Source organism: Sulfitobacter sp., from assembly GCF_041552635.1.
Lineage (GTDB): Bacteria > Pseudomonadota > Alphaproteobacteria > Rhodobacterales > Rhodobacteraceae > Sulfitobacter.
Window position 1 is genome coordinate 1 of record NZ_JBFEKM010000070.1, and the last position, 20,100, is coordinate 20,100.

General features: G+C 57.9%; 23 protein-coding genes. 16 read left to right on the top strand and 7 right to left on the bottom strand.

What is annotated here, in order from left to right:
- Positions 1-3 precede the first annotated feature (3 nt).
- Genes ABYT07_RS10070 through ABYT07_RS10080 form a run of 3 tightly spaced genes read right to left on the bottom strand, consistent with a single transcriptional unit; the run spans position 4 to position 3,257 of the window.
- On the bottom strand, positions 4-1,071 hold the full coding sequence (locus ABYT07_RS10070) for an Mrp/NBP35 family ATP-binding protein (protein WP_372991315.1): 1,068 nt from the start codon (positions 1,069-1,071) through the stop codon (positions 4-6).
- On the bottom strand, positions 1,068-1,268 hold the full coding sequence (locus ABYT07_RS10075) for a DUF6494 family protein (RefSeq protein ID WP_372991317.1): 201 nt from the start codon (positions 1,266-1,268) through the stop codon (positions 1,068-1,070). The genes ABYT07_RS10070 and ABYT07_RS10075 overlap by 4 nt, the downstream gene beginning before the upstream one ends.
- A 36-nt stretch (positions 1,269-1,304) precedes the next feature.
- On the bottom strand, positions 1,305-3,257 hold the full coding sequence (locus ABYT07_RS10080) for a 4Fe-4S binding protein (protein WP_372991319.1): 1,953 nt from the start codon (positions 3,255-3,257) through the stop codon (positions 1,305-1,307).
- A 64-nt stretch (positions 3,258-3,321) separates the two neighbouring features.
- On the opposite strand from ABYT07_RS10080, the gene ABYT07_RS10085 reads away from it, so the two are divergent.
- From ABYT07_RS10085 to ABYT07_RS10145, 13 genes are all read left to right on the top strand, one after another.
- On the top strand, positions 3,322-3,585 hold the full coding sequence (locus ABYT07_RS10085; RefSeq protein ID WP_372991321.1) for a hypothetical protein: 264 nt from the start codon (positions 3,322-3,324) through the stop codon (positions 3,583-3,585).
- 26 nt (positions 3,586-3,611) lie between these two features.
- Entirely contained in the window at positions 3,612-4,148 is a 537-nt protein-coding gene (locus ABYT07_RS10090; RefSeq protein WP_372991344.1) for a DUF3305 domain-containing protein, read from the top strand.
- Positions 4,145-4,747, top strand: coding sequence for a DUF3306 domain-containing protein (locus ABYT07_RS10095; RefSeq protein ID WP_372991322.1), 603 nt, complete (start codon positions 4,145-4,147; stop codon positions 4,745-4,747). Before ABYT07_RS10090 ends, ABYT07_RS10095 begins: the two co-directional genes overlap by 4 nt.
- A complete protein-coding gene (locus ABYT07_RS10100; protein ID WP_372991324.1) occupies positions 4,744-5,352 on the top strand; it encodes a molecular chaperone in 609 nt (202 codons plus the stop codon). The genes ABYT07_RS10095 and ABYT07_RS10100 overlap by 4 nt, the downstream gene beginning before the upstream one ends.
- Before the next feature lie 56 nt (positions 5,353-5,408).
- Positions 5,409-5,597: a twin-arginine translocation signal domain-containing protein gene (locus tag ABYT07_RS10105; RefSeq protein ID WP_372991325.1), complete on the top strand. Its 189-nt coding sequence runs from the start codon at positions 5,409-5,411 to the stop codon at positions 5,595-5,597.
- 99 nt (positions 5,598-5,696) lie between these two features.
- Positions 5,697-8,678: a formate dehydrogenase subunit alpha gene (locus tag ABYT07_RS10110; protein WP_372991327.1), complete on the top strand. Its 2,982-nt coding sequence runs from the start codon at positions 5,697-5,699 to the stop codon at positions 8,676-8,678.
- 13 nt (positions 8,679-8,691) lie between these two features.
- On the top strand, positions 8,692-9,285 hold the full coding sequence (gene fdh3B, locus ABYT07_RS10115; protein ID WP_372991329.1) for a formate dehydrogenase FDH3 subunit beta: 594 nt from the start codon (positions 8,692-8,694) through the stop codon (positions 9,283-9,285).
- A gap of 83 nt (positions 9,286-9,368) precedes the next feature.
- Entirely contained in the window at positions 9,369-10,571 is a 1,203-nt protein-coding gene (locus tag ABYT07_RS10120) for a formate dehydrogenase subunit gamma (RefSeq protein ID WP_372991331.1), read from the top strand.
- Positions 10,572-10,628: 57 nt separating this feature from the next.
- Positions 10,629-10,757: a hypothetical protein gene (locus tag ABYT07_RS10125; protein WP_372991332.1), complete on the top strand. Its 129-nt coding sequence runs from the start codon at positions 10,629-10,631 to the stop codon at positions 10,755-10,757.
- A gap of 40 nt (positions 10,758-10,797) precedes the next feature.
- Complete coding sequence (locus ABYT07_RS10130) at positions 10,798-11,502, top strand: ABC transporter permease (protein WP_372991333.1); 705 nt, start codon at positions 10,798-10,800, stop codon at positions 11,500-11,502.
- The gene (locus ABYT07_RS10135) at positions 11,496-12,212 is read left to right on the top strand and encodes an ATP-binding cassette domain-containing protein (RefSeq protein ID WP_372991334.1); all 717 of its coding nucleotides are present in this window, start codon (positions 11,496-11,498) and stop codon (positions 12,210-12,212) included. The genes ABYT07_RS10130 and ABYT07_RS10135 overlap by 7 nt, the downstream gene beginning before the upstream one ends.
- On the top strand, positions 12,209-13,012 hold the full coding sequence (locus ABYT07_RS10140) for a substrate-binding domain-containing protein (protein WP_372991336.1): 804 nt from the start codon (positions 12,209-12,211) through the stop codon (positions 13,010-13,012). The genes ABYT07_RS10135 and ABYT07_RS10140 overlap by 4 nt, the downstream gene beginning before the upstream one ends.
- Before the next feature lie 38 nt (positions 13,013-13,050).
- Positions 13,051-13,767, top strand: a complete 717-nt coding sequence (locus tag ABYT07_RS10145; protein WP_372991337.1) for a glycosyltransferase family 25 protein — start codon at positions 13,051-13,053, stop codon at positions 13,765-13,767.
- Here the strand turns inward: ABYT07_RS10145 and ABYT07_RS10150 are convergent.
- A complete protein-coding gene (locus tag ABYT07_RS10150; protein WP_372991338.1) occupies positions 13,764-14,417 on the bottom strand; it encodes a peroxiredoxin in 654 nt (217 codons plus the stop codon). The genes ABYT07_RS10145 and ABYT07_RS10150 overlap by 4 nt on opposite strands.
- Before the next feature lie 163 nt (positions 14,418-14,580).
- Between ABYT07_RS10150 and ABYT07_RS10155 the strand changes: the two genes are divergently transcribed.
- Positions 14,581-16,020, top strand: a complete 1,440-nt coding sequence (locus tag ABYT07_RS10155) for an aldehyde dehydrogenase family protein (protein ID WP_372991339.1) — start codon at positions 14,581-14,583, stop codon at positions 16,018-16,020.
- A 172-nt stretch (positions 16,021-16,192) separates the two neighbouring features.
- Positions 16,193-16,999, top strand: coding sequence for an alpha-1,2-fucosyltransferase (locus ABYT07_RS10160; RefSeq protein WP_372991340.1), 807 nt, complete (start codon positions 16,193-16,195; stop codon positions 16,997-16,999).
- 4 nt (positions 17,000-17,003) lie between these two features.
- Here ABYT07_RS10160 and ABYT07_RS10165 read toward each other — a convergent pair whose 3' ends face one another.
- Positions 17,004-17,651 carry a pseudouridine synthase gene (locus ABYT07_RS10165; protein ID WP_372991341.1) on the bottom strand — a complete coding sequence of 216 codons (648 nt, stop codon included), beginning with the start codon at positions 17,649-17,651 and terminating at the stop codon, positions 17,004-17,006.
- Positions 17,652-17,709: 58 nt separating this feature from the next.
- Here ABYT07_RS10165 and ABYT07_RS10170 point away from each other — a divergent pair, with 58 nt between their 5' ends.
- Entirely contained in the window at positions 17,710-18,120 is a 411-nt protein-coding gene (locus tag ABYT07_RS10170; protein WP_372991345.1) for a nuclear transport factor 2 family protein, read from the top strand.
- Positions 18,121-18,145: 25 nt separating this feature from the next.
- Here ABYT07_RS10170 and rarD read toward each other — a convergent pair whose 3' ends face one another.
- Together rarD and ABYT07_RS10180 are read right to left on the bottom strand one after the other, a co-directional pair.
- The gene (gene rarD / locus ABYT07_RS10175; RefSeq protein ID WP_372991342.1) at positions 18,146-19,066 is read right to left on the bottom strand and encodes an EamA family transporter RarD; all 921 of its coding nucleotides are present in this window, start codon (positions 19,064-19,066) and stop codon (positions 18,146-18,148) included.
- 50 nt (positions 19,067-19,116) lie between these two features.
- Positions 19,117-20,100 (bottom strand): aminomethyltransferase family protein (locus ABYT07_RS10180; protein ID WP_372991343.1); only part of this gene is annotated, 984 nt, incomplete at its 5' end.

The window sequence follows — 20,100 nt, forward strand, 5'->3', positions numbered from 1 at the left end:
CGGTCACGCGTGGCCGCCTGCGATCAGCGCTTTGGCGACAGTCCGGAATGCTTCGGCCTGTGGGCTGTCGGGCTTGGACACCACGATGGGCGCGCCGCCATCAGCTGCCACGCGAATGTCCAGATGCAGCGGAATTTCGGCTAGCAAGGGCACGCCCAGCTTTGCCGCCTCTGCAGCGACGCCACCGTGACCGAAGACATGTTCCTCGTGACCACAGTTAGAACAGATATGCGTGCTCATGTTTTCGATCATGCCGATGATGGGGGTTTTCAACTGGTTGAACATGTCGATCCCCTTACGGGCGTCCATCAAGGCGACGTCTTGGGGGGTGGACACAATGATCGCGCCATCGACATGGGCCTTTTGCGCCAGCGTCATCTGGACGTCACCGGTGCCGGGGGGCAGATCAACGATCAGCACATCCAGCGCGCCCCACTGCACCTGCATCATCATTTGCTGCAACGCGCCCATCAGCATCGGCCCACGCCAGACAACCGCCTGATCATCATTGGTCATCAGCCCGATCGACATCATCGTCACGCCAAAGTTGCGCATCGGCAGGATCGTCTTGCCGTCAGGCGACGCGGGCCGCCCTGACACACCCAACATCCGCGGCTGCGAGGGGCCGTAGACGTCGGCATCCAGCATCCCCACACGCCGACCTTCAGCGGCCAGCGCACAGGCCAGATTGGCCGCGACAGTGGATTTCCCCACGCCGCCCTTGCCCGACGCAATGGCCAAGATACGGGCCACACCGGGGATTTTTTCGGGGCCCGCAGGTTCGGCTTTACGGCCCATTTTCAGATCAGGCGGGGCGGCTTGCTTGGAGTGCGCGGTCAACACAGCGGACACCGATTTGACCCCGTCGAGCGCCTTGACCGCAGCATCTGCTTCGTCGCGCAGCTTGGAATAGGCGTCGGCGTGCGCCGGATTGACCTCCAGCACGAAACGCACTGCGCCTTCGTCAACGGTCAGCGCTTTGACAAGGCCCAATTCGACAATGTCCTTGCCGGAAACCGGGTCTTTCAGGGTCTTGAGGCAGGCCAGAACGGCATCGCGGGTCACGCTCACGCTTCTGACTGCCCTTGGATTTCGCCGGTCACGATATGTTCGACATCCAGCCCGTCGATGGTCAGCACCATCTTGGCCTGAAAGGTCTGGCCAGCCGTATCGCCGCCCTCACGCATCGCTTTTTCGATGGCCTGTTGCGAGGTGACACCGACCTGCTTGAGAAATTTGCGCATCGACATGTTGAAATCATCGCTCATGATGTTCTCCTGATATTTGGGGGTTTTGCAAAGCGCCTAGTGATCTTTACGCTTGCTGAAATAGTCTTCCGAGGTCCGCACGCGAGGGCGTTCCTTGCCGGCAAGGGGGTTGTTTTGCGCGTGATACTGCGCATTTACACGGCAGTTATCACACATCTGGATCATCTTCGCTGCTTCGGACGACGCAAACATCGCATGTTTACCAGCCAGCTTTTCGGTGATCTTTTCGACGGTGGATTTCACCCCGAACAGATTGCCACATTCAATGCAGGCGAACGGTTCTTCCTCGTGGAGGACTACTTGGGTAAAGGCCGCATCCATCAGGTTCATCTGCGGCTTCAGCGTGATCGCCTGTTCGGGGCAGATATTGGCGCACAGGCCGCATTGCAGGCAAGCGTCTTCCTGAAAGCGCAGTTGCGGCAGGTCGGGATTATCCCCCAAAGCGCCCGACGGGCACAGCGACACACATGACAAGCACAGCGTGCAGGCATCCGTATCCACCAGCACCGCGCCATAGGGTGCGGCGGCGGGCAGGTCGATCAGTTGCGCATCAGGCTGCAACGTCTTTCCAGCAAGGCGCGCAATCTGGCGACGCGTTCCTAAGGGTAAAAATGTCTCGTGCGCGGGCTGAAGCGTGCCCGGCATCAACGCGCCTTCCAGCGCATCGGGGTCTGACAGATCCAGCAAACGGATCGCGTCACTGCCGCTGATCGCGCGGGCGATGTCGGCTTGCGCCTCGATCACATCGCTTTCCGTTTTGGGCGACAGCAAGACATCAACAGCAGTGAAACCACAACCAAGCGCTGCCAGCATTTCCGCATGGCCGAACCCCGCCAGTGCATCGACGGCCAAGGGGATCACGTCGACAGGCAGGCCCGCGCCATAGCGCGCGAAAAGGCTGATCATTTCGGTACCGTGGTCCTGATCATGGACCAGCAAACGCGGGGCCACGCCGCCTGCCTTGCGGTATGTGCTGGCAAGGGTGGACAGCCTGCGAAACAGCGTGTCGACCGGCGGCGCATCATAGGTGATCGCACCCGACGGGCACACGGCGGAACAGCTGCCGCAGCCTGCGCAAATAAGCGGATCAATCGCGACATGTTCCCCCGCCGACGTGATCGCCCCCGTCGGGCACAGGTCAAGACAGTTGGAACAGGCCGCTTGTTCGGCCCGCGAATGCGCGCAAAGGCTTTCTGTCAGGCGCACATAAAGCGGCTTTTCAAAGGTGCCGACCATCTGCACCGCCTCTTGCAGCGCTTCGGCAACGGCGGGCTGGCTGCCCGGATCGGCGCGCAGATAGCCGTCGCGCTTGTGCGGGGCGGGAAACAGGGAAGTGTCGCCGCTTAAGTCCAGAATAATATCGCATTGCGACAATGCGCCGTCTCGTGGGGCCGTAAACTCGGGCGTACCGCGCCCACCAGGGATCATCACCTCAAGCGCGTCGAGCGTCAGATTGAAGTTGCCAAGCGCCCCTGCAGCCTTTCGGATCTTGCCGCGCACCACATCGAACCTTGGGTCAATTGCCACCTCGGACCCACCGGCCAACAGAACCGTCACTGCCAGCGTATCAGCCAGCTTGCCTGCCACCTCAAGCGCGAGGTCCGCTGGGCCAAACACCAGACAGGTTCCTTCGGAGACGACATCAAGAACGCGCGGCGCGGGTGCAGGCAGATGCGCCTCTGCCACCAAAGCCGCCATTTTCGGGGTCGCATCGGCCGTGCCGCCGTGCCAGCCAGCGCGGTCGCGAATATCGACGAAACCGGGTGTATCCGCCCCAAGCTCTTCTGCCAGACCCTCGAATCGGCGGCTTTCTTGCTGGCATGCGATGGTCACATCACCGGCTTTGATCGCCTCGGCGGCGATGTTAATCTGATCGGTACACAGACTGCGATGCACCTTGGAACAGCTCAACCCGGTCGCTTTTGACAGCCCATCCGCGTCAACGGCCTGACTGCCCAGGCAGTCACAAAGCAAAAGTGTTTTTTCCATAGTCTCCCCCCTGACAGGAACATTCCCAGCAAAGGGCCCGCCAGTATTTAAGGGTAAGCTAAAGATGTTCAACGGCAGCCGCAAACCCCAAATTCATCAATGCACACCAGAGAATCCTGAAGCCCTAAAGAAAATAAATTTCCAAGCAAAAACAACCGCAACGCTAATTTCATCATATAATGCTGCGGTTTCAGATGCAGCACGGCTCATGCTGCACCGCAGAATACCTCACAGCTTTGTCACGCGCGCAAAAATCCACTTTGAAGTGACGCCGGAATACGGCAGTATGCAAGCAAGCAACCCGAAAATAACACAGGAATATACGTGAACGCACTGCCCAAATCAGCGCAATCCATGCCCGTAGGTGTGGTGCTTCGGAAATCCCCCGGGGTTACGAAATGGGCAAAATTTGCGTGGCGTGCCGTTTGTATCCTGCCCGGTGCCGCCCCGGCTGATTGGAAGCTGTTGCGCACTGACGGCGACGTGTCTGATTACCATGTCACCACCGTACCCCTGACGATTTACCGTTCGGACACCGAGGCGTATGTCCACGGGCTGGCGGCCAATGTTGCTTGTGTTTATGTGATTTGCCGTGAAACCAATGACACGACCAAACCGCTTGAGGTCGTTATGGTCACCGCGTCCCCCTACGAGGCGCAGGATTACAGCGACAATGGCGAAGACATCGTGGAAAAGGTCATGATGACCCCACAGGTCCATGCGTGGATCGCATCCTATGTCGACGAACACCACGAAGAAGAGGCGTTTATCAAGCGTCGCCGCGACAAACACCGTGAGCACAAGCAAGACGGCATCGGAGATTCGCGGATTGCCCAGACGACCGATGTGTATCGTGCGCCGCGCCGCGCCGGATCGGAGCAGGGCCAATGACGCGTCACACCTCTTTCTGGGACCGCCGTCGCGCTGCGGTGCGCGCCGAAGAAGAAACTGAGCTGCGCGCCGCGCAAGCGCAGATCGAGGCCGAAGAACAGGCCGTTCTGGCAGAGAAAACCGATGCCGAACTGCTGATCGAATTTGACCTGCCCGACCCTGACACGTTGAAAGCAGGCGATGATTTTACCGCCTTCATGTCTCGTGCGATCCCCGAACACCTGCGCCGCCGCGCCTTGCGCAAGCTGTGGGTGTCCAATCCGGTTCTAGCATGTCTTGATGATCTGGTGGATTATGCCGATGACTATACCCAAGCCTCGGCTGTGACCGATTTCACGACCAGCTATGAGGTTGGCAAAGGTCTGCGCCGCCACATCGAAGACGTCGCGAAAAAGGCGTTGGCCCAGACCAAGCAAGAGCCTGAACAGGATGAAGACCCCGTTTTAGTCGAGGAACCACAAGCGCTTGCCTTGGCCGAAGCCCCGTGCGACCCCGCATCGCAAACTGATGCCGACGACGCGGCGGATTCGGATGCAGATGTTGCGCCGGTTCTGATGCCACGCCGCATGGCCTTCCGCTTTGAGGAACACAGCACATGACCGCCACTGCGCAAGCCCCACAAGTATCAGCCGAAGACCGTCTTCGGGCCGATTTGTACAACTATCTTGGCGTAATGCTGGCACGTCCGGCCGACCAGATGTTGCTGGACCAAACCGCTGAGCTGTCGGGCGATGACAGCGATCTGGGTAAGGCCATTAACGGGCTCGCCCGTGTCGCCAAGGCGATGACACCCAAGAAGGTCCAGACCGAATTCAATGCGCTGTTCATTGGCCTTGGTCGGGGTGAATTGCTGCCCTACGCCAGCTATTACCTGACTGGCTTTCTGAACGAAAAACCACTGGCCGCCTTGCGCACCGACATGTCGGCGCAGCGTATCAGCCGTGCGGAAAACGTATTTGAACCAGAGGACAACATCGCATCCTTGATGGAAATGATGGGCGGCATGATCGTCGGGCGTTTCGGCGCTCCTGCGTCAGATGCAGCGCAAAGATCGTTTTTTAACAAACATATCGCACCTTGGGCGGGGCACTTCTTTGCCGATCTCAAAGGGGCGAAAAATTCAGTGCTCTATGCAGGGGTGGCCGACGTTGGCCACGTCTTTATGGACATCGAAAAAGAAGCATTTCGTATGACGGCGGGCTAGCCCCGCGACACCACAGCGGGTTCGCCCGCGCAACCAAGGAAAGGGGCTAAAAACCCATGACCCAGGACACTAAAGGCACCAGCCGCCGCAATTTCCTTAAGCTGGCAGGCACCGCAGCACCGGCTGCCGTCGTGGCCGTCACCGCAAGCGGTACGGCAGCGCAGGCACAGCCTGTCGATCTGCAATCTGACACGATGCAAGATACCGCGCACACCCGCGCCTATCTGGACAGCACCCGCTTTTAAGCTTTAACCACCGCCGCCGCATAAACGCGATGGTGGGAACAATCAGCCCCGGCCTGAACATCGGTTCATCGGTCACGCGGGCATCCAAGGGAGGATACTATGCTTCGGAAAAAGACAAACGGATTGGCACGACGGCCCCAACGGGCCGGCATGCTGTCTGATATCGCCGAAAAATCCGTCGACCGTCGTGCATTCCTGCGCGGATCAGGTCTGGCAATTGGGGGTCTGGCTGCAATCGCCGCGACCGCCGGATCCGTCACACAGGCCTCTGCTGCCTCGGCCGTGAATGGCGCGGTCGAAACGGTCAAATCCGTTTGCACCCACTGTTCGGTCGGCTGTACGGTCATTGCCGAAGTATCAAACGGTGTCTGGACCGGGCAGGAACCCGCATGGGACAGTCCGTTCAACCTTGGTGCCCATTGCGCCAAAGGGGCCGCTGTGCGCGAACACGCCCACGGTGAACGCCGCCTGAAATACCCGATGAAAAAAGAAGGCGGTCAGTGGGTTCGCATCAGCTGGGAACAGGCGATCAACGAGATCGGCGACAAGATGAACACGATCCGCGAAGAAAGCGGACCGGATTCGGTCTATTGGCTGGGTTCTGCCAAGCACAACAACGAACAGGCCTATCTGTTCCGCAAGTTCGCTGCCTATTGGGGTACCAACAACGTCGATCACCAGGCGCGGATTTGCCACTCGACCACTGTTGCCGGTGTTGCGAACACATGGGGCTACGGTGCCATGACAAACAGCTACAACGATATTCACAACAGCAAGGCGATCTTTGTCATCGGTGGCAACCCTGCCGAAGCGCACCCCGTTTCCCTTTTGCACCTGCTGAAGGCGAAAGAGGAAAACAATGCGCCCCTGATCGTCTGCGACCCGCGTTTCACACGCACTGCGGCACATGCTGACGAATATGTACGCTTCCGGCCCGGTTCGGATGTTGCGCTGGTTTGGGGCATCCTTTGGCACATCTTCGAGAATGGCTGGGAGGACAAGGAGTTCATCCGTACCCGCGTTTGGGGCATGGACCAGATCAAAGACGAAGTCGCAAAGTGGAATCCCGAAGAGGTCGAGCGCGTAACAGGTGCACCTGCAAAGCAGCTTGAGCGCGTTGCTCGCACGATGGCTAACAACCGTCCCGGCACCGTGATCTGGTGCATGGGTGGCACGCAGCACAGCAACGGCAACAACAACACCCGCGCCTATTGCATCTTGCAGCTTGCCCTTGGCAACATGGGCACCGCTGGCGGCGGCACCAACATCTTCCGCGGCCACGACAACGTGCAGGGCGCGACCGACCTTGGCGTTCTGGCGGATACGCTGCCGGGTTACTATGGCCTCAGCGCTGGCGCATGGGCCCACTGGGCACGTGTTTGGGAAGAAGATCTGGACTGGCTCAAGGGTCGTTTCTCGGATGCGTCCTTTGACGATACATCCATGATGAACCTGACGGGTATTCCTGTCAGCCGCTGGATCGACGGCGTGCTGGAAGACAAGGAAAACATCGACCAGCCCGACAACACCCGTGCGATGGTTCTGTGGGGCCACGCGCCCAACTCTCAGACCCGTCAAAAGGAAATGGTCACAGCGATGGAGAAACTCGACCTGATGGTCGTGGTTGATCCCTACCCCACCGTGTCTGCTGTTATGCAGGACCGTCAGGATGGTCTGTACCTCCTGCCCGCCTGTACACAGTTCGAGACACGCGGGTCCGTAACCGCCTCCAACCGGTCGCTGCAATGGCGTGACAAAGTGGTCGAGCCGCTGTTCGAGTCCAAAGAGGATCACACGATCATCAAGCTGTTCGCAGACAAGTTCGGTTTCTCTGACCGGCTGTTCAAGAACATCGCGATCGAAGGTGACGAGCCCGTGGTCGAAGACATTACCCGCGAATTCAACCGCGGCATGTGGACCATCGGCTATACCGGTCAAAGCCCGGAGCGTATGAAAATGCACATGGCGAACCAGCACACATTCGACCGCACAACGTTGCGCGCGAATGGCGGACCAGCCGATGGCGATTTCTACGGCATGCCATGGCCAGCTTGGGGCACCCCCGAGATGAACCACCCCGGCACGGCGAACCTGTATGACATGTCGATGCCGGTTGCCGAAGGCGGCCTGACTTTCCGCGCCCGCTTTGGTGTGGAACGCGACGGTGACAACCTGCTGGCTGAAGGCGTCTACAGCGTCGGATCTGAAATTCAGGACGGTTATCCCGAATTCACAATGCAGATGCTGCGCGAACTTGGCTGGGACAGCGACCTGACCGATGACGAGATGAACGTGATCAACTATGTCGCGGGCTATCCCGAAGGCCGCCCTGCGTCTGATGAAAAGCCCGAAGAAGAAGTTGGTGAAACATCGCAGACTGGTGAAACGCCGTCCGATTACTCTGCCAAAACTGGTGGCGTGAACTGGAAGACCGACCTATCGGGCGGTATCCAGCGCGTCGCGATCAAGCATGGCTGTGCTCCCTTCGGTAACGCCAAGGCGCGTGCCGTGGTCTGGACCTTCCCTGACCCAGTGCCAATCCACCGCGAACCGCTTTATACCAACCGTCGCGATCTGGTGGCAGACTATCCTACCTATGAAGACAAAAAATTCTGGCGCTTGCCCACCATGTACAAGTCCATTCAGGAAAAAGACTTTTCCGAGGACTATCCGATCATCCTGACCTCTGGTCGTTTGGTCGAATACGAAGGTGGCGGCGATGAAACCCGGTCAAACCCATGGTTGGCCGAGCTTCAGCAGGACATGTTCGTTGAAATCAACCCGCGCGACGCCAACAACCTTGGTGTGCGTGACGGGACGCAAGTCTGGGTCGAAGGTCCGGAAGGCGGCAAGGTCAAAGTGATGGCCATGGTGACAGAACGGGTCGAAAGCGGCGTGGCCTTCATGCCGTTCCACTTTGGTGGTCATATGGAAGGGGTCGACCTGCGGGATAGATATCCAGATGGCGCAGACCCCTATGTGCTTGGTGAATCCACCAACACTGCACAAACATATGGCTATGATTCAGTAACTCAGATGCAAGAGACGAAATCGACCCTCTGCAAAATCTGGACAGCGTAAGGAGACCGACAAGATGGCAAGAGCAAAGTTTCTCTGCGACGCCGAACGCTGCATCGAATGCAACGCATGCGTCACGGCCTGTAAAAACGAACACGAAGTGCCTTGGGGCATCAACCGCCGCAAGGTTGTGACAATCCAAGACGGCACCCCGGGTGAGCGGTCGATCTCGGTCGCTTGTATGCACTGTTCAGACGCGCCTTGTATGGCCGTTTGTCCGGTAGATTGCTTCTACCAGACCGACGACGGTGTGGTTTTGCACTCCAAGGATCTGTGCATCGGCTGCGGCTACTGTTTCTATGCCTGCCCGTTCGGCGCGCCACAGTACCCACAGGCCGGCAACTTTGGATCGCGCGGCAAGATGGACAAATGTACCTTCTGCGCCGGTGGCCCAGAGGAAAACCATTCCGAAGCCGAGTTCCAGAAATACGGCCGCAACCGGATCGCCGAAGGCAAGCTGCCAATCTGCGCCGAAATGTGTTCGACCAAGGCCTTGCTTGCCGGTGACGGCGACGTGGTATCCGGCATCTACCGCGAGCGCGTTGTCGCCCGTGGTTTCGGGTCCGGCGCATGGGGCTGGGGTACGGCATACGATCAAAAAGGTGGCTAACGCCCTTTTTTAGATAACATGTCTTCACTGGCCCGCTGGCATATGCTGGCGGGCCATTTTAACTTTACCTGTTGGAGGTCACGATGGCGTTTTTGCGCATCCTGCTGCCCCTTTTTTTCATCGCATCTTTTGCTGGCATCACTGCAGCACAAGACGTCTCGGGTAGTCCGGTCGTTACTGAACCGGGCAACCAGACCCTTGAAGACATTCTTGCCCGTCAGCGCGGCGAGGATGTGCCTTTCGGTGCCGAAGTCCCATTGCCTGAAACCGGCACCGGTGCCCCGACATCCGACCAGCTTGGCACCCTTGGCGGGGCGTCCGACCCGACGCTGTGGCGCGAAATCCGTGCCGATGCAGGCACCGCGGTGAAGGCAAGCAATAGTGGCCCCGCAGCCAAGGTTCTGATGCAAGAAGGCGGCATGTGGTGGCTTAGCTTTCGCCAAGGCCCCCTGCTGACCTATGGTGGCGCGTTGCTGGGCGGCACCCTTCTATTATTGGCGATATTCTTCCTTATCCGCGGACGTATCAAGATCGAACATGGCCGTGCGGGCATCACAATCGAACGGTTCAAGTGGGTTGAGCGCTTCGGCCACTGGCTGCTTGCCGGATCGTTTATTCTGCTCGGGCTGACTGGCCTGATCCAACTTGCAGGCCGCAAGCTGTTGATCCCTACCTTTGGTCATGAAGCATTTTCGACCTTTGCGATTGCCGGAAAATGGATTCACAACAACGTCTCGTGGGCGTTCATGTTGGCACTGGTCATGATCTTTGTGATGTGGGTGGCCCACAACCTGCCCGACCGGACCGACATCAACTGGATTCTCAAAGGTGGCGGTATATTTGGCAAGGGGCACCCGCCCGCCAAGAAATTCAACGCGGGTCAAAAGCTGATCTTCTGGTCGGTCATCATCTTGGGCACGTCGATCTCGGTCTCTGGTCTGTCGCTGTTGTTCCCGTTCGAGATCACAATGTTCGGACCAACCTTTGCCAAGCTGAACGATATGGGCTTGCCGCAATTGCTGGGCTTTGGCCCGATCGACGCCACCCTGACCCCGCAGGAAGAAATGCAATACGCGCAGCTTTGGCATGCCATTGTCAGCTTTGTGCTGATGGCTGTGATTATTGCGCATATCTACATCGGTACCTTGGGGATGGAAGGCGCGTTCGAGGCGATGGGTTCAGGCGATGTCGACCTAGAATGGGCTCGCGAACATCACAGCATCTGGGCCGACGAGGTCGTCGCAGATCAAAGCAAAGCCACCCCATCGTCACAGCCTGCAGAATAGGATGGTGCCCGATATGATCCATGCTATGCCTGTGCCAACACATCAACGAGGTGCCAAATGAAAGCTTTTCTTGGGGCCGTTCTGGCCATGGCCGTGATTGCCGTCGGGGCGAATTTTGCCCTGAACAATGCCGGTTTCTCGTCAGCTGATATGACCTCTGACAGCAATGTCCGTTTGGGCGACTAAAGACTGGCACCTATGACTTCTTACCAACGCGGCCTGCCCGATGAATGACATCTGGGCAGGCCTTTCTTCTGCATTCTGGCTGGTTGTCACCGGTGACCCCGACCTGATCGAGATCACATTGCGGTCGCTTCAGGTTAGCCTGACAGCGCTGGTGATTGCATCCGCCATCGCCCTGCCTTTTGGCACATGGCTGGCGATCCGGCGTTTCCGGTTTCGTCGCACAGCGATTGCCGTGCTGAACGCGATGATGGGCTTGCCGCCTGTTGTTGTCGGGCTGATTGTCTATCTACTGTTGTCACGGTCCGGACCTTTTGGCGTTTTCGGGCTGCTGTTTACGCCATCTGCCATGATCATCGCACAGGTGATTATTATCACACCCTTGATCGCCTCCATTACCCATCAAGCCATGCGGGATCTTTGGGCGGAATACCATGACCTGCTGATTTCACTGAACACCACGCCGCGTCAACGCATTCTGACCCTGATCCTTGACGGGCGCCGCGCCTTGTTAACCGCAGCCTTGGCCGGGTTCGGCCGCGCCATCGGAGAAGTCGGCGCAATCATGATCGTGGGGGGCAATATCGACCACGCCACCCGCGTTCTGACGACGGCCATCGCGTTGGAAACCGGCAAGGGGGACTTTGCGCTGGCCCTTGGCCTTGGCTTTGTGTTGATCGCCTTGGCACTTGGGGTAAATCTGATCATCCACGCCCTATCGCGCACAGAAAGAGAGGGCAGATGGTAACCTCGGTACTGCCCGTCCAGATGCGCAACGTCTGCATCCGGAAACGCGGCAAGACCCTGCTGGGACCGGTCAGTCTGACCTTGGGACCCACGGGATTCACGATTGTGCTGGGGCCAAACGGGGCTGGCAAAACGACCCTGCTCAAGGCCTTGCACGGGCTTGAGCGGTTGTCTGAAGGGATGGTCGAATGGTCCGCGCCCGGTGATGTGTCGCGCACCAAACAGGCCTACGTATTCCAACACCCTGTCATGCTGCGGAGGTCTGTTCGGGCGAACCTTGCCTATCCGCTTGAAACCCTCAGGGTGCCCAAAGGCGAGGTGGACGCCGCCGTGACGTCTTGGGCTGGCCGGATCGGGCTGACCGATGCATTGGACCGCCCCGCCGCCGGTCTGTCGGGTGGTGAAAAACAAAAGCTGGCCCTTGCCCGTGCCCTGATCCGCACCCCCGAAGTTTTGTTTCTGGACGAGCCCTGTTCCAATCTGGACGGGCGGTCAGTCAAGGAGATCGAAGCGTTGCTTTTGGCCGCTCACCGCGCGGGAACCCGCCTTGTGATGGCAACACATGATTTAGGGCAAGCCCGGCGCCTTGCCACGGATATTCTATTTCTGTTTAAGGGTAGCATTCACGAGGCCGCACCCGCACCCGTTGTATTCGACGCGCCGCAGACCTCTGAATTAAAATCTTTCCTCAACGGAGACATCTTGGAATGAAGAACCTATTTGCTGCGCTTTTTGTCGGCCTTAGCGCCACGTTGGCCAATGCCGACACGATGAAAATGGCCGTGACCACATCGTTCAACAACTCGGGTCTGTCGGAAGTGTTGCTTCCGGCGATCAAAGCGGATCTGGATCTGGATGTGCAATTGCTGATCGTCGGCACCGGTCAGGCGTTGCGCTTGGGTGAAGCGGGCGATGTTGACGCGATTCTGGTCCATTCGAAAAAGGCCGAAGAGGCATTCGTGGCGGGTGGTTACGGCACCCACCGCCGCGAGATCATGTATAATGATTTTGTGCTGGTTGGTCCCCAAAATGACCCCGCCACAATCAATACAGCCGAGACAGCCAAAGAGGCGCTGGCCCAGATCGAGACATCTCAGGCACTGTTTGTCAGCCGCGGCGACGACAGCGGCACCCACAAGAAAGAGCTTTCTCTTTGGGCCGCTGCAGATCTGGACCCTGCCGGTTTTGGTGATTGGTACAAGGCCGTCGGTGCGGGCATGGGGGCCAGCCTGAATACAGCCGCGGGTCTTGGCGCGTATATCATGTCTGACCGTGCCAGCTGGTTGAATTTTGCCAACAAATCCGATCTGGCAATCCTGTTTGCAGGCGATCCGGTGTTGTTCAACCAATATGCCTACCTGCCCGTGAACGTTGAAAAGCACCCTCATGTGAATACCGATGCTGCCCAAAAGCTTGAGGAGTGGTTGGTCAGTGACCGCGCCAAGACCCTTATTGATGGCTATACGATTGCGGGTGAAAAGCTGTTCACTTTCAACGCAACAACGCCCTGAGGTCTTTGAACGCCGGTTAAAACGCGCTATCACGCGTCATGAAATCCTTGATCATCCACATGGCAAGCAGCACGGTACGGCGTCCCAACGCCGACCGGCTGCTACTGGATTTGCCCGATGCGCAACTGGTTGATGCCGTGGATGGGCGCAACCCTGCACAGATCGCCGATGTAGAGACATTCAACGGCGATCTGCACAGCCCGTCTTACCCCTTTGCCCTTAAGCCTGCCGAAATTGGTGTGTTTCAAAGCCACCGTAAATGTTGGCAGATGATCGTGGATCAAGGGTGGGACTATGCCATGATCGTCGAAGATGATTTGGCCGTGTCCCCGCCCGATATGGCGCGGGCTTTGGCACTAATCGACGATCATATGACGCCAGATATGTATCTGCGCCTGCCACCCAAAATGCGCGAGGTCCCCGCCCGTGTTATCGCGCAAGACGGCGATATGCGCCTGATCCTGCCCAAACGGATCGGCCTGCAATGTTGCTGTCAGGTCGTGGGTCGAAACGCCGCTGAACGCCTGTTGGCGGGATCAACGAAGATCGACCGGCCCATCGATACATGGCTACAAATGCACTGGGTCACCAGTCAACCGGTCCATGCCTTGCTGCCCAACGGCAACGCCGAAATCGCCGGACAAATCGGCGGGTCCACCATCCAGCAAAAAACCCGCACCAGCGGCAAGCTGATGCGGGAATTGAACCGCGCGTGGTATCGCACCCGTGTCAGGATGCGCCCGCAAAAGGCTTAGGCTGGCGCTTTGGTCGTGCGCAGGTAGGGCAGTACTGTGGTAAATTCGCCAAACTTGGCCTTGGCATCCGCATCGGAAACCGATGTCGGAATGATCACGTCATCGCCCACATTCCAATTTGCTGGCGTTGCAACACCCTTGCCCGATGACATCTGCAACCCGTCCAGCGCCCGCAGTACTTCAGCAAAGTTGCGGCCGACCGACATCGGGTAGGTCATCGACAGCTTCAGCTTTTTGTCTGGCCCAACGATGAAAACAGCACGCACGGTTGCGCTGTCATTGGGCGTACGGCCATCGGGCAGATACGCCTCGGCGGGCAGCATATCAAAGGCTTTGGCGACCTTTAAATCTTCGTCAGCGATGATCGGGAAACCGGCCTTGGCTTTGGCAAAACCTTCGATGTCCGTCTTCCATTTCTTGTGCTCTTCTGCACTGTCCACGGAAATACCCATCACTTTAGTGCCACGCTTGGCCCATTCATCAGCTAACTGTGCCACGGCCCCGAATTCAGTGGTACACACCGGCGTGAAATCTTTGGGATGCGAGAACAAGATCGCCCAACTGTCGCCAACCCAGTCATGTAAGTTGATCGTCCCCTGATCCGTTTCGACGGTCATATCGGGGATGGTATCGTTGATACGCAAAGACATTTAAAATACTCCTATGTGCAGTTTCATTTTGGATCTCCCTTCTTATGTAAGTGTTTGCGCTGCCCGTTTCACCCCCTCTCTTGCAGGTACGACGACGTGGTGACATGGTACGCACAACTGGTCAGGGGCAACCCTCGCCACTGCATGACAAAAGGAGTTTTCCATGCTGGAGAAGCGCGAATTCTATATCAATGGCGAATGGGTATCCCCCGCAAAGCCGAACGATTACAACGTCATCGATCCGTCGACCGAAGAACCCTGTGCGGTTATTTCCATTGGCGATCAGGCAGATACGGACGCAGCAGTTGCAGCCGCCAAGGCCGCGCTGCCCGGTTGGATGGCCACCCCACCCGCCGACCGTATCGCCCTGCTGGAAAAGCTGCTTGAGATTTATCAAGCTCGCGCGGAAGAAATGGCCACAGCCATGAGCACCGAGATGGGTGCCCCGCTGGAACTGGCCCGTACATCGCAGGTTGGCGCTGGCACATGGCACCTGAGCAACTTCATCAAGGCCGCGAAAGAGTTCAAATTCGAACAACCTCTTGGCGATCATGCTCCGAATGACCGCATCATCCGCGAAGCGGTTGGCGTTGCCGCGCTGATCACCCCTTGGAACTGGCCAATGAACCAAGTCACGCTCAAGGTCGGTGCCGCCGTCGTTGCGGGCTGCACCATGGTCCTCAAACCATCCGAGGAAAGCCCGCTGGATGCGATGATCTTTGCCGAGATGATGGACGAGGCCGGCTTTCCAAAGGGTGTGTTCAACCTTGTGAACGGTGACGGCGTCGGCGTCGGCACCCAGCTGTCCTGCCACAAAGATGTCGACATGATCAGCTTTACCGGCTCAACCCGCGCGGGCACGCTGATCTCGAAAGCTGCTGCAGATACGCTCAAGAAAGTGCATCTGGAATTGGGTGGCAAAGGCGCAAACATCATTTTCAACGATGCGGATGACAAGGCTGTCAAACGCGGCGTTTTGCACATGATGAACAACACCGGCCAGTCGTGCAACGCGCCCAGCCGGATGCTGGTTCAGTCCGATGTCTATGACAAAGCCGTCGAAGAAGCAGGCAAAGTCGCAGCGCAAGTTACCGTTGGCCCCGCATCCCAAGAAGGCCGCCACATCGGCCCCGTCGTCAACGAAAGCCAGTTCAACAAGATTCAGGACCTGATCCAAAAGGGCATCGACGAAGGTGCGCGTTTGGTTGCCGGCGGCACAGGCCGTCCAGATGGCTTGAACCGTGGTTTCTTTGTCAAACCGACCGTCTTTGCCGACGTGACCCCCGACATGACCATCGCCCGCGAGGAAATCTTTGGACCGGTTTTGTCGATCATGAAGTTCGACACCGAAGAACAAGCCGTCCAGATCGCCAATGACACGGTTTATGGCCTGACCAACTATGTCCAAAGCCAAGATGGCGCGCGTCGCAACCGTCTGGCACGTCAGCTGCGCTCAGGCATGGTCGAGATGAACGGCCAAGGCCGTGCTGCAGGGTCGCCCTTTGGCGGCATGAAACAGTCCGGCAATGGCCGCGAGGGTGGTCTTTACGGGATCGAGGACTTTACCGAGATCAAGGCCGTGTCCGGTTGGGCCGCCGAATAACAAACGCACCAACAAAAGGCCGCCTTGATCGGGCGGCCTTTTTCCTTTTCGGTCCTGACCTTGATTGACCGTTGATTTCACATTTCGCAGCCTGCTGCGATATTCGCACCCTATCTCACATTGAAAGACGTCGATGATCTACACGCGCCTGCTTGCCCGGTTGGGAAATCAAATGTTTCAATATGCGGCCGGTCGTGGCTTGGCAGCACGTCTTGGGGTGGATTTCACGGTCGATCCCCGGCGCGCGGTTCACAAGGGCGACGGGGTCCTAACCCGCGTTTTCGATCTGGATTGGGCGACGCCGGAAAACATGCCCCCTGCGCAGCATGAACGCCCATTGGCCTATTACGCTTGGCGTGGGCTTCGCCGGTCCCCCAAGATTTATCGTGAAAACGGATTGGGCTATAACGCCGCGTTCGACACCCTGCCCGACAACACCTATCTGCATGGTTATTGGCAGTGTGAACGCTATTTTGCACATATCGCTGATGATATTCGTGCGGCTTTTGTGCCGCGCCATCCCATGTCGGCACAAAATGCAGATATGGCCCAACGTATTGCAGCGGGGCCGTCCGTATCCTTGCATGTGCGGAGGGGCGATTACCTGACCGTTGGCGCGCATGGCATTTGCGATCAGACATATTACGATGCGGCCTTGGCTGCCGTGACACAGGGTCTGACATCACCGACGGTTTATGTTTTCTCGGATGATCCGCAGTGGGCCAAAGACAACCTGCCAATGTCCTTTGAAAAGGTGGTCGTCGATTTCAACGGACCCGACAGCGACTATGAGGACATGCGGCTGATGTCGCTGTGTCAGCACAACGTCATTGCGAATTCATCGTTCAGTTGGTGGGGTGCATGGCTGAACGCAAACCCGAACAAGCGGGTAGCCGGGCCTGCGAACTGGTTCAGCAATCCCAAGCTTAGCAACCCCGATATCCTGCCCAGCCGTTGGATCAAGATAGGGCAGCCCTGACCCGTCAAAACGGTGCTTTGGACCTTACCTTGGTCGAATGACCGCCCTGCGGGTGGTTGAACCGCAGTTCCTCGGAATGCAGCATCATGCGTGGGAAATCCAAGGCAGGCCCTGACGCATAAAACGGATCGCCCAAAATCGGGTGGCCCAAACTTAGCATATGCACCCGCAACTGATGGCTTCGGCCTGTCTTGGGGGACAGCCGCACACGCGCGGTCGTGCCTTCGTCTTTCAGCAGCCGCCAGTCCGTTTGCGCGGATTTTCCGGTTTCGTGGCACACCATCTGAAGCGGCCGGTTCGGCCAATCCACGATCAGCGGCAAATCAATGGTGCCGGTCTGTTCGGTCGGCACACCCCAGACCCGCGCAACATAGGTTTTGCGGGTCATGCGTTTTTCGAACTGCAACCCCAGATGGCGCTGCGCATAGGGCGTCAGCGCAAAGATCATCACGCCGGATGTGTCACGGTCCAAGCGATGCACCAACAAAGCATCCGGAAACACCGCCTGCACCCGTGCGATCAGGCAATCCGCCAGATGCGGCCCCTTGCCGGGGACCGACAGCAAACCTGCGGGTTTATCGACCAACAACACTTCGGCGTCTTCGTGCAAAACCACCAAAGGATCTTGCGGCGGGGTATATTCTGTTTCCATACCTGTCCGTCTCAGATGTAGGGTGGTTTTTCAACCCACCTGACGCAAAGGACGCATGATGCACCCGACAATTACCAGAATGATCGACGTCGTCGCCAAAGGCGAGGCCGACAAGATCGCGCCCTTGCTGGCCGAGAACGTCACCTTCATGCCGCCGACCTACTACAAGACGTGGACAGGCCGCGCACCCGTTGCCGCTGTGTTAGGCCATGTGGGGCAAGTGTTCAGCGACTTCAAATACCGCCGCATTATGGGCGATGGCATTGACTGGGCGTTGGAATTCGAGTGCAAGATTGGCGACCTGGATGCGGTGGGCGTTGATCTGATAACATTGGGCGACGACGGTCTGATCGCCAAGTTCGAGGTCGCCATGCGGCCGCATAAATCCATCGGTGCGCTGCGCGATGCCATGAATGCACGGGTCATGAAAGACCCCAGTTTCCTCGCCTTCAAGGACGCGCTTTCCTAGGGCGCTAGGGGGCTGTGACGGACCCTTACTTATGCCGCATCTGCCGGAACAACGAGATCGAATAAATCACCAGCGCGGCCCAGATCATCGGAAAGGCGATCATCCGCGCGGTGCCAAAGGGTTCATCGAACACCAGGACGGCACATAGAAAGATCATCGTTGGCGCGATATATTGCAGGATGCCGATGGTCGACAAACGCAAACGCTTTGCCCCGTTTGCGTAGAGGATCAACGGCACCGCCGTGACCAGCCCGCAACCAAACAGCATCCATGTGTCAAACGGCGTGCCCTGAAAGAAATGCGTTTGTCCCGTGGCGCTAAGGTACCCCAGATAGATCAAGGCCGGGATCAACAGAATCAACACCTCAAGCAAGAACCCTTGGTTCGGGCCAATCGGCAGACGTTTCTTGGCCAAAGCGTACAAGCCAAAGGTCACCGTCAGGCTAAGTGCGACCCAAGGGAATTTCCCTGATTCAATCGTCAAAATCGCAACGGCAACCCCGGCTAATGCAATTGCAGCCATTTGAAGTTTTGACAGACGTTCGCCCAACAATACCGACGCCAACAAGATGCTGAACAGCGGATTGATGTAATATCCCAACGACGCATCCAGCGCGTGACCCGAATTGACCGCCCAAATATAGATGCCCCAGTTGATCGAAATCAGCCCTGCCGTGACGGCCCCCATACCAAGCATGCGCGGCGAGCGGATAGCCTCCCGAAGGGTAGCGGTGCGGCCCAACGCAATCAGAACCAACGCGCCCACGGGCACGGACCAGATGATCCGGTGCACGACGATTTCCGCCGCAGGGATATGCGCCATCGCTTTCATATACAGCGGCAGAAACCCCCATAAAACATAAGCCCCGATCGCAAAACCCAGCCCCTGTGGCGTGTCTTCGGATTTTGTCTGCTGGCCGGCGGATAGGGTGTCTGGGTTGCGCATATGGGTCTCCTTGCGCCCTGCTTACGCGCGGGACCGTCGGACTGCCAGCATCAAACTTTCACACGTTCCGCCGACGGGTCATACATTGGCTTCAGGGACACTTCGGCCCTGACACGCGTTCCGGCGATGTCGATATCGTACTGCGACGCCAACATCTGTGCGGGCGTTTCCCCCTTGCAGGGCACGTAGCCCATGCCAATCGCCGCGCCCAGGTGATGCCCGTATGCCCCCGATGAAAGGTGACCGACAATCTGTCCGTCACGCAGGATCGGTTCGTTATGGTATAGCAGCGGCTCGGGGTCGGTCAGCTTGAACTGAACCAAGCGCGTCATCAGTCCTGCGTCCTTCTTTCGCAAAACGGCATCTCGCCCGATGAATGCTGGCTTGTTGATTTTGACGGCAAAGCCAAGCCCCGCTTCCAAAACGTGATCCTCGCTGGTGATGTCATGGCCGAAATGGCGGAACCCTTTTTCGATCCGCGCACTGTCCATCATGTGCATACCGCAAAGTTTCAGGTCGAGATCCTGCCCCGCCGCCATCAGCGTCTCGAAAGCGTGGGCGGCCATGTCGGTGCTCACGTAAATTTCCCAACCCAGTTCGCCCACATAGGTGACACGGTGCACGCGGACGAGCCCCATGCCTAGCTCGATCTCTTGGGCAGTGCCAAAGGGGTTCACCGCGTTCGAGAAATCATTCGAGCTGACCGCCTGCATCAACTTGCGGGCATTCGGCCCCATCACAGCCAGCACAGCCTCGCCTGCGGTGACATCGGTGATCACCACGTTGGAATCACCCATGTGGCGGCGCATCCATGTCTGGTCCGCCAGACGGGTCGCGGCGGGGGTCACCACCAGATAGGCGGTTTCCGAGAGGCGCGTGACGGTTACATCCGCCTCGATCCCCGCGCGGTCATTCAGGAATTGGGTATAGATGATTTTACCCACCGGCACATCGTACTGACCGCCGCCGATGTGGTTCATGAAGGCCATCGCATCCCGCCCCTCGACGCGTATTTTGCCAAAGGACGACATATC

Excerpts from the sequence above, each read along its gene's own strand:
- ABYT07_RS10075 (WP_372991317.1), bottom strand. The coding sequence starts at position 1,268 with ATGAGCGATGATTTCAACATGTCGATGCGCAAATTTCTCAAGCAGGTC.
- ABYT07_RS10080 (WP_372991319.1), bottom strand. The coding sequence starts at position 3,257 with ATGGAAAAAACACTTTTGCTTTGTGACTGCCTGGGCAGTCAGGCCGTT.
- ABYT07_RS10085 (WP_372991321.1), top strand. The coding sequence starts at position 3,322 with ATGTTCAACGGCAGCCGCAAACCCCAAATTCATCAATGCACACCAGAG.
- ABYT07_RS10090 (WP_372991344.1), top strand. The coding sequence starts at position 3,612 with ATGCCCGTAGGTGTGGTGCTTCGGAAATCCCCCGGGGTTACGAAATGG.
- ABYT07_RS10095 (WP_372991322.1), top strand. The coding sequence starts at position 4,145 with ATGACGCGTCACACCTCTTTCTGGGACCGCCGTCGCGCTGCGGTGCGC.
- ABYT07_RS10100 (WP_372991324.1), top strand. The coding sequence starts at position 4,744 with ATGACCGCCACTGCGCAAGCCCCACAAGTATCAGCCGAAGACCGTCTT.
- ABYT07_RS10105 (WP_372991325.1), top strand. The coding sequence starts at position 5,409 with ATGACCCAGGACACTAAAGGCACCAGCCGCCGCAATTTCCTTAAGCTG.
- ABYT07_RS10110 (WP_372991327.1), top strand. The coding sequence starts at position 5,697 with ATGCTTCGGAAAAAGACAAACGGATTGGCACGACGGCCCCAACGGGCC.
- fdh3B (WP_372991329.1), top strand. The coding sequence starts at position 8,692 with ATGGCAAGAGCAAAGTTTCTCTGCGACGCCGAACGCTGCATCGAATGC.
- ABYT07_RS10120 (WP_372991331.1), top strand. The coding sequence starts at position 9,369 with ATGGCGTTTTTGCGCATCCTGCTGCCCCTTTTTTTCATCGCATCTTTT.
- ABYT07_RS10125 (WP_372991332.1), top strand. The coding sequence starts at position 10,629 with ATGAAAGCTTTTCTTGGGGCCGTTCTGGCCATGGCCGTGATTGCCGTC.
- ABYT07_RS10130 (WP_372991333.1), top strand. The coding sequence starts at position 10,798 with ATGAATGACATCTGGGCAGGCCTTTCTTCTGCATTCTGGCTGGTTGTC.
- ABYT07_RS10135 (WP_372991334.1), top strand. The coding sequence starts at position 11,496 with ATGGTAACCTCGGTACTGCCCGTCCAGATGCGCAACGTCTGCATCCGG.
- ABYT07_RS10140 (WP_372991336.1), top strand. The coding sequence starts at position 12,209 with ATGAAGAACCTATTTGCTGCGCTTTTTGTCGGCCTTAGCGCCACGTTG.
- ABYT07_RS10145 (WP_372991337.1), top strand. The coding sequence starts at position 13,051 with ATGAAATCCTTGATCATCCACATGGCAAGCAGCACGGTACGGCGTCCC.
- ABYT07_RS10150 (WP_372991338.1), bottom strand. The coding sequence starts at position 14,417 with ATGTCTTTGCGTATCAACGATACCATCCCCGATATGACCGTCGAAACG.
- ABYT07_RS10155 (WP_372991339.1), top strand. The coding sequence starts at position 14,581 with ATGCTGGAGAAGCGCGAATTCTATATCAATGGCGAATGGGTATCCCCC.
- ABYT07_RS10160 (WP_372991340.1), top strand. The coding sequence starts at position 16,193 with ATGTTTCAATATGCGGCCGGTCGTGGCTTGGCAGCACGTCTTGGGGTG.
- ABYT07_RS10165 (WP_372991341.1), bottom strand. The coding sequence starts at position 17,651 with ATGGAAACAGAATATACCCCGCCGCAAGATCCTTTGGTGGTTTTGCAC.
- ABYT07_RS10170 (WP_372991345.1), top strand. The coding sequence starts at position 17,710 with ATGCACCCGACAATTACCAGAATGATCGACGTCGTCGCCAAAGGCGAG.
- rarD (WP_372991342.1), bottom strand. The coding sequence starts at position 19,066 with ATGCGCAACCCAGACACCCTATCCGCCGGCCAGCAGACAAAATCCGAA.